The following is a 14,514-nucleotide window of genomic DNA, read 5'->3' on the forward strand; positions in this document are numbered from 1 at the left end:
TTGTCATAAACATGAAAGGTAGTAAGGTTTAATATGGATAATAATTATATTTATGAAGTCAAAGAAGCTATTACACATGGAGGCGTATTCCACTCGGATGACGTTTTCTCAACAGCTTTTATACAGATACTTAATCCTGAAATAAAGGTTAAAAGACTTATGCAGGTACCGGAAGACTTTGACGGACTTGTATATGATATAGGACTTGGAAGATTTGATCATCATCAAAAGGATAGAAGAGTAAGAGATAACGGAATCCCTTATGCGGCATTCGGACTTCTTTTTGAAGAGTTTGGAACACTTGTAATGTCCAAAGAAGATGCTGTAATATTCGACGAGACTTTTATTCAGCCAATCGATAAGTCAGATAATACAGGATCATTCTGGATGATCTGTGATATCATAAGCGACTTTAATCCTGACTGGATCGAGAACCAGGACAGAGATGAGGCTTTCTGGAGAGCAGTAGCTGTTGCCAAGGAGATCCTTGTCAATAAATTCAGACAGATCAATGCCAATCGTAAAGCGTATTATCTGGTAAAAGAGGAAGTGGATGCCTGCTCAGGCCCTGTTCTTGAGCTTTCAAAGACTATTCCCTGGGATGAAGCCGTTAAAGGAACAGATATCTTATATGTTATCTATGCATCTGAAAGAGGCGGCTACAATGTACAGACTGTACGTGTTGATGGAACTGAGGAAGAGAAGAAGCCTTTCCCTGCAGACTGGAGAGGAAAATCGGCAGATTATCTCCAGAAAGTTACAGGTGTTGATGGAATAACTTTCTGCCATAATTCCGGATTCCTTTGCGCGGTTAAGACTATAGAGGATGCACGCAGGATCGCAGAACTTGCAGTAAAAGCATAAATACGATTTTTTAGAATAATGATAAGAAAGCAGAAACTACCATATGGCGGTTTCTGCTTTCTTATTTTATCTGGCAAAAAGCATGCCGGAAATAATTAAAAAGTTGCGATATTACAAGCTTTTTACTTGAAGCACCTCTTAGAATGGCTTAAAATGAATATAGATTATCGCAATTTTCCATCGCGTTTTATTTGGGAGTAAATATATGCCTGATGAAATTAAGATGTCTGTATCCGGGGCTGTCAAGAATAAAAGCGGCCAAAAGGTTGTCTACGTAACCTTTGAAGATAAGGAACGCTCCGCTGAAGGGGTGCTTCCTGAGGGGAAGATACTAAAAAACACTGGTTTCACACAGGAAGAAATTAAAGCTTTGGAACAGTATATGATAAGCCAGAAGGATGCCATTATTCAGATGGCCAGAACTGTTAATCCTATGAAAGCTTTTTTGTCAGATGGAAAAAATTCTCATCACTAAAATCTAAAATAATAATCAAAAGGGAGGTACTTATGGCAAAGAATAATATGCTGGCAATGGTACTTGCTGGAGGAAGAGGAAGTCGTCTCAAAGATCTTACCAACAAGGTTGCAAAACCGGCAGTAGCTTTTGGCGGAAAGTACAAAATCATTGATTTTCCACTTAGTAACTGTGCTAACAGTGGTATTGATATTGTTGGTGTTCTTACTCAATATGAATCAATTCTTCTTAACAGCTACGCTGGTGCAGGAAGAATATGGGGACTGGATAGTAAAGATAGCGGTGTATTTATCCTGCCTCCCCGTGAGAAAGCTGATAGTGGCCTTAATGTTTATAGAGGTACAGCTGATGCTATCTCACAGAATATTGATTTTATAGATTCTTATGAACCTGAATACCTTCTTATCCTTTCAGGTGATCACATTTATAAGATGAATTATGACAAGATGCTTGATGCTCATATTGCTAACAAGGCAGATGCTACGATCGCAGTTATTGAGGTTCCCAAGAAGGAAGCAAGCAGATTCGGTATCATGAATACAGCTAATGACGGCCGCATCGTAGAATTTGAAGAAAAGCCTGCTCATCCTAAGAGTAATCTTGCTTCCATGGGTATTTATATCTTTACCTGGAAGCAGCTTCGCAGAATGCTTGTTGCTGATATGAACAGTAAGACTTCCAATCACGATTTTGGTAAAGATATCATTCCTACAATGCTTAATGATGGTAAGTCTTTGTATGCTTACAAGTTCAAAGGGTATTGGAAGGATGTAGGAACAATTGATTCTCTTTGGGAAGCTAACATGGATCTTATCGAAGAGGGAAGTGAGCTTGATCTTGGAGACAGTTCCTGGAAGATCTATACAGAAGATGCTACAGAGCTTCCTCAGTATATCGGAGAAGATGCTGAGGTAAGATGTGCTTATATCACTCAGGGTGTTCAGGTTCATGGCAAGGTTGAACATTCGGTTCTCTTTACAAGCAGCATTGTAGGAGCAGGTGCCAAGGTTAAGGATAGTGTCCTTATGACAGGTGCTGTAGTTGGAGAAGGAGCAAAGGTTACAAGAGCCCTTGTTGCTGATGGAGTTACTATAGGAGACGGCGCTGTAGTAGGCAGTGCTAAGAGCGATAACATCTTGCTTGTAGCTCATGATATTGAGGAAGGAGGAAAATACTATGGCTAATGCATTGGGAATAATTGCTCCTGCCGGAACCTATATGAGAGTAGAAGGTTTGCAGGATTTCAGACCTATAAGCGCATTCTCTTTTCTCGGAAGATATCGTATTGTAGACTTTCCGGTATCAAGCCTTTCAAATAGTGGAATTGAGCGTATACAGCTTTTTGTTAATAATGAAAATCCAAGATCACTTGCAGAGCATGTTGGTAATGGACGTAGCTACAACATCAACTCAAAGAGAGGTCTTCTTCAGATGATGTTCAGTCACGAGAGTGCACTGAGCGATATATATAATACTGATGTTAAGGCTTATATTGAAAATCTTCCTTCAATAGAGAGATGCCACCAGAAGTATGTTATCATTACTCCCGGTTACATGGTATTCAAACAGGATTATGATAAGCTTCTTACAGAGCATATCAATTCAAATGCAGATATAACTCTTTTGTATCACAAGGTCAATAATGCAGATACATCATATCGTAACTGTTATACTCTTGACCTTAACAGACAAAAGGGCTTTAAATCTATGCGCATAAATACATGTACTGCTGCAGATAAGAATATCTTCATGGATACATATGTTATGCACAAGGATCTGTTTATAGAGCTTCTCAAAAAAGCCAGAAAGCTTTCTGCAATAGCCAGACTTACAAATATAATCGATGCCGAGTCTGAAAATCTTGATATAAGAGGCGTTCAGCATAAGGGATACTTTGCAGCAATCACAGATTTCAGAGCTTATTATGAAGCTAACATGGAACTACTTAATCTTGATAAGACAGAGAGCCTCTTCTCAGATAACTGGCCTATCTATACTCATACAACAGACTCTTGTCCTGTTCAGTATAGAGCATCTTCATCTGTTAAAAAGACCATGGTCGCTAATGGATGTATCATCGAGGGTAATGTAGAAAACTCGATCATTGGACGTGGTGTTGAGATAAGGAAGGGCGCAATTGTACGTAACTGCATCATCATGGGACATTCTGTGATCGAAGAGGGCGTTCGCATTGAAAATATGGTAGTTGATAAGTGGGCCAAGATCACAGCCAGACAGAATCTCGTATGCCCCGAAAACGAACCGGGCTACATCAGAAGAATGGACACAATCTAAGCTTTTGCTTAATGAGGAATCGCTTTTGATGCATGATTGAGTGCTGTATACAAATACAATTACTGGATTTTGCATAAGGAAATTTATAATGATCCCTTGGAGATTTGGTATATTCGTGGAAGTTGATATTAGATTTTTAAGACAAGAAAATCTCATATCAACTTCCACGAATATACATATCCCAAGGGATCATATAATTTTCTCTATCCAAAAGTCTGGTTAATTATTTGATGGGGCATGCCGATATATAGACTGAAGTATATAGGTGCATTCAAGGATGACCGCACTGATATCCAAATGGCTATTCGCAGTATATTCAGGGAAGAATTATTCCGTACATAACGGAATGTGTGATACCAGGAAAAGAGGTTTTATGCTTAGGTCTTTATACTCAGCGGTCTCAGGACTTAATATCCATCAGACAGAGATGGATGTAATTGGTAATAACATAGCCAATGTTAATACCAATGCTTACAAATCACAGGCAACTAATTTTTCTGATATTCTCTATCAGAGTAAATCCAATGCTTCTGGCCCTTCAGATACCAGAGGTTCAATAAATCCAATCCAGGTAGGTCTTGGCGGCATGGTTGCTGCTATTGATACTAATATTACAACACAGGGATCGGCGCTTACTACGTCTGCTCCTTTTAATATGATGATCACAGGAGATTCCTTCTTTGTAGTAACTGATGGTACTAATCAGTACTATACAAGAGATGGTAACTTCTATGTTGATGGTGAGATCAATGAGATAGGAGATGCGGCAGATGATGAAGGATATCTGGTAACAGCTTCTCTTGGTTACTATGTACTTGGCTGGGAATCTGCTGATGGAGCGACAGTAGATACAGATGGAGCTATAGGCAAGATAATGCTCATGGGTCCTGATATTGAAGAATCAGCCGGAGAGCCGACTACTTATATTACTGTAAAAGGTAATGTAGACAAGATGGATTCAGCTATTTATACAGACGTGGGACGTGGCGTTTCAGCTGCTGCACTTATTCCTGGAGATGATGGATACGAGTCTTACAATCTTAACTTCTCACTTACAGATGCAGGAGATGATGATGAAAGTACCTATCTTCTGACTCTTACAGGAGTTACGGATTCGAATGGTGATGCGGTTGATTTTGAAGAGCAGGAGATTGAACTTACTTATAGCCCATCAGATGGTACACTTACAAGCGCAGGTACAGCAGTAGTGACAGTTGCAGGCGTGGCTATTACCATAGATGTAAGCGGTACTACCAATTACAATTCAAATGGTGTTACAACTCTTGCAACATCAAGAGGCGATGGCGATGGTAATGGTGAAGGACAGGAAAATGGCATCATGTCCGGAATTTCAGTCCAGAAGGATGGCAAAATATATGCCAAGTATACAAATGGTGATACAAGGCTTCTTGCTCAGATGGCTACAGCAACATTCCTTAATGCTACAGGTCTTGTAAATGAAGGTAACAACCTGTATTCAGCATCAAATGCATCAGGTGATCCTAATATCGCACCTGTTGATGTAGATGGAGGCTATATTAGTACAGGTGTTCTTGAAGCAAGTAATGTTGATCTGTCTGATGAGTTTACAAGAATGATTACAGCTCAGAGAGCATTCCAGGCTAATAGCAGAGTTATCACAACATCAGATACAATGCTCAGTGAACTTAAGAATCTGAAGCAGTAATGATCATAGTCATCTGCCGCTTAAGATGGTCAATGGGAAAACTTAATTCCTGTTGCCTCATATCTTTGATTGAAACTTTATCCTTAAAGGGTGATTGGTTTTGATCATATAATAAGTACAAAATGACTTATAATACAGGATATGTACAGAATAATATGTGCATATTCTGTATTTTTATGCAGAACTTGATTGCAGGCAAGGACTAAACTAATTATAATAGTTAAGAAATTGGTACATGGAATTACATGTTGTGGTTTTAACACATACAATCACATCTTGCGTTTTAACCTGCCTAATCAAATAGTAAGGAGAAGCTTTTAAAGATGGCACTTTCAAAGAAGAGAATAGTAGTAAAAGTAGGAACTTCTACAATTACAAATGACAATGGAGATATCAATATAAGACAGCTTGATCATTTGTGCAGGGCTCTTTCTGCAGTTGAGAATATGGGTTATGATCTTGTCCTTGTAAGTTCAGGAGCTATAGCTGTAGGTGCAGGCAAGATGCGTCTTCAACAAAAGCCTAAGGATCTGGGACTTAAGCAGGCAGCAGCTGCTGTTGGTCAGCTTGAACTTATGCATCTTTATGACAAACTTTTTGGAGAGTATGGAAGGCTTGTAGGACAGATACTTCTTAGTAATGAAGATGTACAGAATCCTGAAAGAAGAGAGAATCTTACCAATACCTTAAATGCACTTCTTGAAAACCATATTATTCCTATTATCAATGAGAATGACTCCATAAGCCATGCTGAGATTGAGTCTGATCAAAAGCTCTTTTCCGATAATGATATGTTATCTGCTGTTGTTGCAGTATTCTGTGAGGCAGCAAAGCTTATAATACTTTCAGATATAGACGGTCTTTATGACTCCAATCCTAAGAACAATCCTGATGCAAAGCTTATCAGCAGGGTAGAGAATATAGATGAAGAGCTTCGTAACAGAGCAGGAGAATCCGGCTCCAACAGAGGAACAGGCGGAATGATCACCAAGATGGATGCAGCAGAGCTTGCTACAAGCAGGGGAATCGATGTTCTTATAATTAATGGTCAAAGGCCTGAACAGATATATGATATCCTTGATAAAAAAATTGTCGGTACTCTTTTTGTAGGGAAAAAGTAAACTTTCAGATATTAAAATCATCGGATACAAATAAAGTCATATAATTCAGAATGAAATAAAAACAGCCGGTCAGCGGATATCCCGCCAGCCGGCTGTATTTTGCATTATCTAAAAATAATTACTGATTAGGAAGCTCTGTATACTTATCATAGATCTCAGCAAGATATGTCTTTACCATTTCGATATTGGCCATCTTGCGAAGATTCTCATTGCCCATTCCTACAGCGATCTCATCTGCAAGAAGAAGCATGTTAAAGATGCTGAGCTTGAATTCGTCTCTTGTCATTGTTTCGATCTCGAGGTGAATAAGTGGAGCACCAAGCTTCATTGTAATGTTATCATCTGAAATACCTGCTTCCATTATCTTGGTATCAGGATCAAAGGTTACATAAAGAATGAGAGATTCTTTCTCGTGTTTCTTTAATGTAATAGGTGTCTGATGGCTCAGTTCAAGCCACTCATAATAATCAGCTACATCAGGATTAAGAAGATATTCAGTGAGCTCTTCTCTGTGTTTCTCTACATACTGAAGATAGCTGCTGGCATTAGGGCCTGTATAGTTGAAGTCTACCTTAAGACCGTTATCAGTCTGAAGGAGTCTGCATTTCTCAGCAACATCTTTGATCTTGAATGAGGAAGTATCGTTACCTACTTGTTTGAAGGACCCTGAGTCCATAACCTGTTTAAATTCCATTAGTGTTACTCCTGCTTTCTATATGTTACAACCAATTATACTGTGTCAAATACGGCACCGCATAAAGTATAGCATAAACCATTCTAAAATGGTATACTTAAAAGAAAACAAAAAGTCTTTTATCAAGGGTCGGGGAGAATATGTCAGGTTCAAATTCCAGTGTTAGAAAGACCAGATCTTCTGAAGAAAGTAGGGCGTCAAGAACTTCATCTTCAAGGAAGTCTTCCAGTAAGAAAAGCGCCGGTACCGGTAGTAAGAGATCTGTATCTAGAAATGTATCCAAAGAAAATTATATAGATGCCAGGATGTACGAAGAACAAGATGATCTTGGATATGCTCTTAAAAGTGAGATAACTGCAATTGTCCTTATAGCTGTGGCAATTGCTCTTTTCCTGTGTAACTTCGGTTTGCTTGGAGCTTTTGGCGGCTTTTTAAGTAAGATCATGTTCGGCCTTTTCGGGTTACTTGCTTATATTATGCCTTTGCTTGTGGGCGGGATGGTTGTATTTTACATATCCAACCACGGAAGTGCTCCTGCTGTGCGCAAGATTCTAGCTTGTATTGGCCTTGCTATTATTCTTGGCGTAGTATTCGACATTGCAGTAGGCCGTCCCTATGTAGCTGCTTTCAGCGTATCCGGAATATATGAAAATGCTGCTACAGGACGTAACGGTGGTGGAGTTTTGTTTGGCTCTTTAGCTTTTCTTCTTATCAAGACTTTCTCTCTCATAGGTACTGTTCTCATTCTCTTTGTTGCAGCAGCTATCTGTGTTGTAGTCCTTACAGAGAAGTCTCTTATTAAGGGAGTAAGAAAGGGTACACATATCCTTAAGGAGAAGGCAGCTGAAGATGCAGCCCTTTACCAGGAGCAGGTTCGCGAGCGCAGAATGCGTATCGAAGAAAGAAGAGAAGAGGCAAGAAGAGAAAAAGAGCTCCTAATCCAGCAACAGGAGGATGAGAAGATCCTTAGAATGGATCACTATGTATCAGGTGTTGATACCAATACTGATCTAAGAGCAAGTGGCGATTTTGAAGATAAAGACAATACTTCTGATGTTCAGGAGTACTTTGATGAAACACAAGATACTGATGAAGAGATTCAGGATTATCCTGAAACATCTGATTTTGAGCCAAGGATCCACACCTCTTTCTATGTTCCTGATAATTCAGAGGTTCATGATGATATTCATGAGATAACCTTTAATGCGATGGGAATGGAGAAGATGCAGGAAGAGGCATCACATAATGCAGAAGAGAGGATGCAGGATTCATCTGAACAGGCGCAGGGCTCATTTGAGAAGGCTCAGAGTTCATTTGAACAGGCGCAGGGCTCATATGAAAAGGCGCCTAGACAAAGTGCTGAAATATATGCAGGTACTGATCTTAAGAGTGCTCAGATGGAGACCATGGTAGAATCTGACGGTCAGCACAGATTTACCGGTAAGCTAACAGCCCGTCTGTCAGAAGAAGCTGAAGATGAGGCTTCAAATGATGATATCCTGATCCATTCAGATGGCAAGGATTATGGTAATGGAATATCTGAAGAAGGATATGTTATCTATGGTCAGGATCATGTTTCAGCATCAAGAAATACTCAGAAAATAGATTCAATGGCCAAAGAACCTTCATATATGCCAGGAGAGATAAGCTATTCAAATGGCACGTCTCCTAAGGACCAGGTTGGCAGAGAAAGCGCTGCAAAAAGGCCGGCTTTTGAAGGCACTTCTGCAGATACAAGTCAGGGAAGCATGACTGCCAAGGCTGCAACACAAAATGCAGCAAAGCCGCCTAAAAAGTATAAATTCCCGCCTACAAATCTCTTGAATCCCAGTATGGGCAATAAAAATGCTGATTCTGCCAAGGTTTTGAAGCAGACTGCTGCTAAACTTGAAAAGACTCTTAAGACCTTCGGAGTAAATGTTACTATAACTGACATAAGCCAGGGTCCTACAGTTACAAGATATGAACTTCAGCCTGAAGTAGGTGTCAAGGTTTCTAAGATTGTAAATCTTCAGGATGATATAAAACTCAATCTTGCAGCTACTGATATCAGAATAGAAGCACCTATTCCCGGTAAAGCCGCTGTAGGTATTGAGGTTCCTAATAAAGAGAATGTTACAGTGTCACTTAGAGAACTCCTGGAATCAAGAGAATTCAAAGAGTCCAAGGCTGATCTGTCATTTGCTGTCGGCAAAGATATAGGCGGCAAGACAATCGTAACAGATATAGCCAAGATGCCTCATGTACTTATTGCAGGTGCGACAGGTTCAGGTAAGTCAGTATGTATTAATACCATGGTCTTATCTATCATATATAAGGCTAAGCCTGAAGATGTCAGAATGATAATGATAGACCCTAAGGTTGTAGAGCTTTCTGTATATAATGGCATACCTCATCTTCTTATCCCTGTTGTCACAGATCCCAAGAAGGCTGCTGCAGCACTTAACTGGGCTGTTGCGGAGATGACAAGAAGATATAAATATTTTGCCGATGCAGAAGTTAGAGATCTTAAAGGTTATAACGAATATGTAGAAGCTCATATGGCAGAAGATGACAGCCTTAAAAAGCTTCCTAAGATCATTATCATAGTAGATGAGCTTGCAGACCTTATGATGGTATCTGCTAATGAAGTAGAAGAAGCAATATGTCGTCTTGCCCAGCTTGCAAGAGCCTGCGGTATTCACCTTGTTATCGCAACCCAGCGTCCTTCTGTAGATGTTATAACAGGTCTTATCAAGGCCAATATGCCGAGCCGAATAGCATTTGCTGTTTCAAGTGGTACAGACAGCCGTACCATCCTGGACATGGTTGGTGCTGAAAAGCTTCTTGGAAAAGGTGATATGCTCTTTTATCCTCAGAGCGTAAGTAAGCCTGTAAGACTTCAGGGCGCTTTCGTCTCAGATGGTGAGATAAGCCGAGTAACAGACTTCCTTAAAAAAGACTCAGCAGATGATACTTATGACACAGAGATCCAGGAAGCTGTTCAGAAAATGGAAGGACAGTCAGGAGCTTCTTCATCAGATGGCAACGGACAGGGTTCTGGTCCTGATAGAGATGAGTATTTTGCTGATGCAGGAAGATTCATTATAGACAAAGAAAAGGCATCAATAGGTAATCTTCAAAGAGTATTCAAGATTGGTTTTAACAGAGCTGCCCGCATTATGGACCAGCTTTGTGAAGCAGGAGTAGTTGGAGAAGAAGAGGGCACAAAGCCAAGGAAGGTTTTAATGACCAAGGATGAGTTCGAGGCTTTATTAAATAGTCAAAGGTAAAATATGATTCATAAGTTTTAAATATTGGATTGATTACCTGAAGGATATGACATATATTTATAGAAAGCCAGGTCTAAAGTTGATGTGGTCAATTGCAATTAATAAGGAGGAGCTTTATGAAAACAGACATTGAGATAGCACAGGAAGCGGTTAAGTTACCAATTAAGGAAATAGCAGCAAAGGTAGGAATGACAGAAGATGATATCGAGCCTTATGGTAAATACAAGGCCAAGATCACAGAGGAATTCCTTCAGGGATTAAAGGACAAGCCAGCCGGCAAACTGGTTCTTGTTACTGCTATTAACCCTACACCTGCAGGAGAAGGCAAGACTACTACAAGTATAGGACTTGCTGATGCTCTTAACAGGATCGGAGTTAAGACTGTTGCAGCTCTCCGTGAGCCATCACTTGGACCTTGCTTTGGAATTAAAGGAGGAGCAGCAGGCGGCGGATATGCACAGTGTGTTCCTATGGAAGATATCAATCTTCACTTTACAGGGGATTTCCATGCAATAACATCTGCTAACAACCTTCTTGCAGCACTTCTTGATAATCACATCCAGCAGGGCAATGAACTTGGTATTGATACAAGACAGGTAGTATGGAAGAGATGTATGGATCTTAACGACAGAAGTCTTCGAAATGTTGTTGTAGGTCTTGGTGCCAAGGCTGATGGCTTTGTAAGAGAAGATCATTTTGCTATTACAGTTGCTACTGAGGTAATGGCTGCGTTCTGTCTTGCCAATGATATAAGTGATCTCAAGGAAAGACTTGGACGTATCATAGTAGCTTATACATATGATGGAAAGCCTGTTACAGCCAAGGATCTTAATGCAGTTGGTTCTATGGCAGCACTTTTAAAGGATGCCATTAAACCTAACCTTGTACAGACACTTGAGCATACACCAGTTATCATTCATGGCGGACCATTTGCTAATATAGCACACGGATGTAACTCTGTTCGTGCTACTAATGCAGCACTCAGACTTGCTGATGTTGCTATTACAGAAGCAGGCTTTGGTGCTGACCTTGGAGCTGAGAAGTTCCTTGACATCAAGTGCCGTCAGGCAGGTCTTAAACCTGATGCAGTCGTTCTTGTTGCAACAATAAGAGCTTTGAAATATAATGGCGGAGTACCTAAGGATCAGCTTTCTGTTGAGAATCTTGATGCACTCAAAAAAGGTATCGTGAACCTTGAGAAGCACATCGAGAACCTTCAGCAGTATGGAGTTCCGGTTGTTGTAACCCTTAACTCATTTACATCTGATACAGAAGCTGAAATTTCTTATGTAAGACAGTTCTGTAACGATCGTGACTGCGACTTTGCTCTTTCAGAAGTATGGGCTAAAGGCGGAGAAGGTGGCGAAGAGCTTGCCCGCATGGTAATGAATACTCTTAACAACAAAAAGAGCAACTATGCACCTATCTATCCGCTTGATATGTCACTTACAGATAAGATAGAAGCAGTTTCTACTAAAATCTACGGAGCAGACGGTGTAATATATACACAGGCAGCTGCAAGACAGCTTCAGAAGATAACAGAGCTTGGATTTGGTAATCTTCCTGTATGTATGGCCAAGACTCAGTATTCACTTTCTGATGATCAGAAGGCCCTTGGAAGACCTAAGGATTTCAAGATTACCGTTAGAGAAGCATATGTATCAGCAGGAGCTGGCTTTGTTGTAGCTATGACAGGCTCTATTATGACTATGCCTGGTCTTCCAAAGAGACCGGCAGCATTTGATATAGATGTCGATGAAAACGGCAAAATTACAGGACTGTTCTAATAATTATATTTTATTAGTATGGGAAAAGATGAAAAAAATATATATGTATTTTGATCTTTTTTACCAAATACAGTTAAGACATGAGGTTTAATATGAAGTGTCCAAAATGCGGAGATTATATACCGGACGAAGCAATGTATTGTCCTTCCTGCGGTGAAGAAATTAAGATAGTACCTGATTTTGATCCGCTTGTTGAAAACAGGATTGATGAGTCATTATCTGATCTTGCCAATAATCTTAGTGATACAGGAGAGCTGTCAGAAGACGAAGACTACTATGATGAAGAAGATGATGATGATTTTGATTCTCACGAAGAAGGTCATATATTCGGCAGTTATAAAGTGACGATATGCATTATGTGTATCATTCTTATAACTCTTCTTGGAAGCATAGTTTATTATCTGATCAATGCTGATACATCATCAGGTAATAAGAATGAGACCCCATCCGTTACAAGTGCAACTTCTATAACAGACAGTGCTGATGAGGCAGAATCTTTAGATGAGTCAGGTTCACAGACAGATGGACCTGCAGCTCCTGAATTTTCTGTAGCATCGGGAACTTATGATGAAGTAATTGAAGTTTATATTGAGGCGGGAGAAGGCTCCATTTATTACACTATAAATGGAGTAACTCCTACTCTGGCTGATTCTATCTTCAATGGAGTAGATCCTATAGTTTTTGATAAAAACGGTATTTATACATTACAGGCTATTCTTGTTGATAATGACGGAGTCAAATCAGAGGTTGCAAGCGTTACATACGAGATTGCCATGCCGGTACCTGATGCTCCAACTATCATAGAGGATAGCGGCAATTATAACGTTGATACCCAGATTGCTGTTGTGACAGCTGAAGGAACTAATGTGTATTACACAACAGATGGCACCGATCCAACTGCAACATCCACTTTATATACAGGCCCTGTAAGTATGCCTTATGGTGATTCTGTATTTAAATTCGTTGCGATTGATAATGAGACAGGCGCTGCAAGTGAGATAGTAGAGCGTACTTATTCACTTCACTATACAGTTAGTGTCACACAGGATCAGGCTGCTTCGCTACTTATAGCACAGCTTGTTGAGAAGGGATACCTTCTTGACGGAAGCGGGGCTGTAGCAGGTAAGGATGGATATAATACATATTCAGTAACATCTACTGAGGTTATATCAAGCGGCGATTACTATGTATTTACAGAATACTATATGGCAACTGATGGAAGTGTTACACCCACAGGACTTTTATACGCGGTAAATGAGCACGATGGATCTGTATATCGTCTAGGCACAGACGCTACAGGAAGTTACTTCCTCAAACAGCTTTCATAAAAATAGCTTTGATACTTTACCACGTTTAAGTGTTGCAATGTTTTGCAATTTGTTTTATGATACTGAAAGTTGAAATTTTTTAAGTAAGGAGAAACAGGACTATGTTCAAGATTTTGGAAAGAAATGAGCTGGCAGCCCATATTTATCAGATGGTTGTCGAAGCTCCACGTGTAGCTGCAGGATGTCTTCCTGGACAGTTCCTGATCGTACGCGTAGATGAAGATGGGGAGCGTATTCCTCTTACAATCTGCGATTATGACAGAGAAAAGGGAACAGTTGAAATAGTAGTTCAGTCTATCGGCGCTGAAACTAATCAGATTGCTAAGATGCAGGCAGGTGACAGCTTTGCAGACGTTGTTGGACCGCTTGGAAATCCTTCAGATCTTACTAAGGAAGATCCTGAAGAGCTTAAGAACAAGAAGATCGTGTTCATAGCTGGTGGCGTTGGAACAGCTCCTGTTTACCCTCAGGCTAAATGGCTTAAAGAGCATGGAGTAACAGCAGATGTTATTATCGGTGCAAAGAATAAGGATCTTGTAATCCTTGAAGAGCGTTTCAAGACAGTATGTAATCTCTATGTAACAACAGATGACGGTTCATACGGAAGAAGCGGTATGGTTACAAAGTGCCTTGAAGACCTTGTAGCAGAAGGCCATAAGTATGATCTTTGTATCGCTATAGGCCCTATGATCATGATGAAATTTGTATGTAAGCTTACTAAAGAGCTTAACATTCCTACAGTTGTTTCAATGAATACTATCATGGTAGACGGAACAGGTATGTGTGGTGCATGCCGTCTTACAGTAGGAAATGAGGTTAAGTTTGCTTGCGTTGACGGACCTGAATTTGATGGTCACCTTGTAGATTTTGATCAGGCAATGAACAGAATGAAGCTTTACAAGAATGAGGAAACAAGACTCAAGCTTGCTGAAGAAGAAGGCGAAACACACAAGGGTCACTGCGGAGTTTGCGATTAAAATAGGAGATTAAC

At 40.1% G+C, this 14,514-nt stretch carries 11 protein-coding genes; 10 read left to right on the forward strand and 1 reads right to left on the reverse strand.

What is annotated here, in order from left to right:
• Positions 1–33 precede the first annotated feature (33 nt).
• The 6 genes from K6G87_RS02760 (at position 34) to proB (ending at position 6,442) form a co-directional block, all read left to right on the forward strand.
• Complete coding sequence (locus K6G87_RS02760; protein ID WP_296833576.1) at positions 34–864, forward strand: MYG1 family protein; 831 nt, start codon at positions 34–36, stop codon at positions 862–864.
• A gap of 205 nt (positions 865–1,069) precedes the next feature.
• Positions 1,070–1,339, forward strand: a complete 270-nt coding sequence (locus K6G87_RS02765) for a hypothetical protein (RefSeq protein ID WP_296833579.1) — start codon at positions 1,070–1,072, stop codon at positions 1,337–1,339.
• A 32-nt stretch (positions 1,340–1,371) separates the two neighbouring features.
• Entirely contained in the window at positions 1,372–2,523 is a 1,152-nt protein-coding gene (locus tag K6G87_RS02770) for a glucose-1-phosphate adenylyltransferase (protein WP_296833581.1), read from the forward strand.
• The gene (glgD, locus tag K6G87_RS02775; RefSeq protein WP_296833584.1) at positions 2,516–3,634 is read left to right on the forward strand and encodes a glucose-1-phosphate adenylyltransferase subunit GlgD; all 1,119 of its coding nucleotides are present in this window, start codon (positions 2,516–2,518) and stop codon (positions 3,632–3,634) included. Before K6G87_RS02770 ends, glgD begins: the two co-directional genes overlap by 8 nt.
• Positions 3,635–4,007: 373 nt before the next feature.
• Entirely contained in the window at positions 4,008–5,321 is a 1,314-nt protein-coding gene (locus tag K6G87_RS02780; protein WP_296833587.1) for a flagellar hook protein FlgE, read from the forward strand.
• Between the two features lie 323 nt (positions 5,322–5,644).
• Positions 5,645–6,442: a glutamate 5-kinase gene (gene proB, locus K6G87_RS02785; protein WP_296833590.1), complete on the forward strand. Its 798-nt coding sequence runs from the start codon at positions 5,645–5,647 to the stop codon at positions 6,440–6,442.
• A gap of 118 nt (positions 6,443–6,560) precedes the next feature.
• On the opposite strand, the gene K6G87_RS02790 is transcribed toward proB, so the two are convergent.
• Positions 6,561–7,136 carry a hypothetical protein gene (locus K6G87_RS02790; protein ID WP_296833593.1) on the reverse strand — a complete coding sequence of 192 codons (576 nt, stop codon included), beginning with the start codon at positions 7,134–7,136 and terminating at the stop codon, positions 6,561–6,563.
• 140 nt (positions 7,137–7,276) lie between these two features.
• On the opposite strand from K6G87_RS02790, the gene K6G87_RS02795 reads away from it, so the two are divergent.
• From K6G87_RS02795 to K6G87_RS02810, 4 genes are all read left to right on the forward strand, one after another.
• Positions 7,277–10,408 carry an FtsK/SpoIIIE family DNA translocase gene (locus K6G87_RS02795; RefSeq protein ID WP_296833596.1) on the forward strand — a complete coding sequence of 1,044 codons (3,132 nt, stop codon included), beginning with the start codon at positions 7,277–7,279 and terminating at the stop codon, positions 10,406–10,408.
• Between the two features lie 116 nt (positions 10,409–10,524).
• The gene (locus tag K6G87_RS02800) at positions 10,525–12,195 is read left to right on the forward strand and encodes a formate--tetrahydrofolate ligase (protein ID WP_296833599.1); all 1,671 of its coding nucleotides are present in this window, start codon (positions 10,525–10,527) and stop codon (positions 12,193–12,195) included.
• Positions 12,196–12,287: 92 nt separating this feature from the next.
• Positions 12,288–13,523 carry a chitobiase/beta-hexosaminidase C-terminal domain-containing protein gene (locus K6G87_RS02805; RefSeq protein WP_296833602.1) on the forward strand — a complete coding sequence of 412 codons (1,236 nt, stop codon included), beginning with the start codon at positions 12,288–12,290 and terminating at the stop codon, positions 13,521–13,523.
• Between the two features lie 101 nt (positions 13,524–13,624).
• Complete coding sequence (locus K6G87_RS02810) at positions 13,625–14,500, forward strand: sulfide/dihydroorotate dehydrogenase-like FAD/NAD-binding protein (RefSeq protein ID WP_296833605.1); 876 nt, start codon at positions 13,625–13,627, stop codon at positions 14,498–14,500.
• The last annotated feature ends 14 nt before the right edge of the window (positions 14,501–14,514 follow it).

The organism is Butyrivibrio sp. (assembly GCF_024699075.1).

What these genes read in the sequence shown, in the direction of transcription:
- K6G87_RS02760 (WP_296833576.1), top strand. Translation starts at nt 34, where the DNA reads ATGGATAATAATTATATTTATGAAGTCAAAGAAGCTATTACACATGGA.
- K6G87_RS02765 (WP_296833579.1), top strand. Translation starts at nt 1,070, where the DNA reads ATGCCTGATGAAATTAAGATGTCTGTATCCGGGGCTGTCAAGAATAAA.
- K6G87_RS02770 (WP_296833581.1), top strand. Translation starts at nt 1,372, where the DNA reads ATGGCAAAGAATAATATGCTGGCAATGGTACTTGCTGGAGGAAGAGGA.
- glgD (WP_296833584.1), top strand. Translation starts at nt 2,516, where the DNA reads ATGGCTAATGCATTGGGAATAATTGCTCCTGCCGGAACCTATATGAGA.
- K6G87_RS02780 (WP_296833587.1), top strand. Translation starts at nt 4,008, where the DNA reads ATGCTTAGGTCTTTATACTCAGCGGTCTCAGGACTTAATATCCATCAG.
- proB (WP_296833590.1), top strand. Translation starts at nt 5,645, where the DNA reads ATGGCACTTTCAAAGAAGAGAATAGTAGTAAAAGTAGGAACTTCTACA.
- K6G87_RS02790 (WP_296833593.1), bottom strand. Translation starts at nt 7,136, where the DNA reads ATGGAATTTAAACAGGTTATGGACTCAGGGTCCTTCAAACAAGTAGGT.
- K6G87_RS02795 (WP_296833596.1), top strand. Translation starts at nt 7,277, where the DNA reads ATGTCAGGTTCAAATTCCAGTGTTAGAAAGACCAGATCTTCTGAAGAA.
- K6G87_RS02800 (WP_296833599.1), top strand. Translation starts at nt 10,525, where the DNA reads ATGAAAACAGACATTGAGATAGCACAGGAAGCGGTTAAGTTACCAATT.
- K6G87_RS02805 (WP_296833602.1), top strand. Translation starts at nt 12,288, where the DNA reads ATGAAGTGTCCAAAATGCGGAGATTATATACCGGACGAAGCAATGTAT.
- K6G87_RS02810 (WP_296833605.1), top strand. Translation starts at nt 13,625, where the DNA reads ATGTTCAAGATTTTGGAAAGAAATGAGCTGGCAGCCCATATTTATCAG.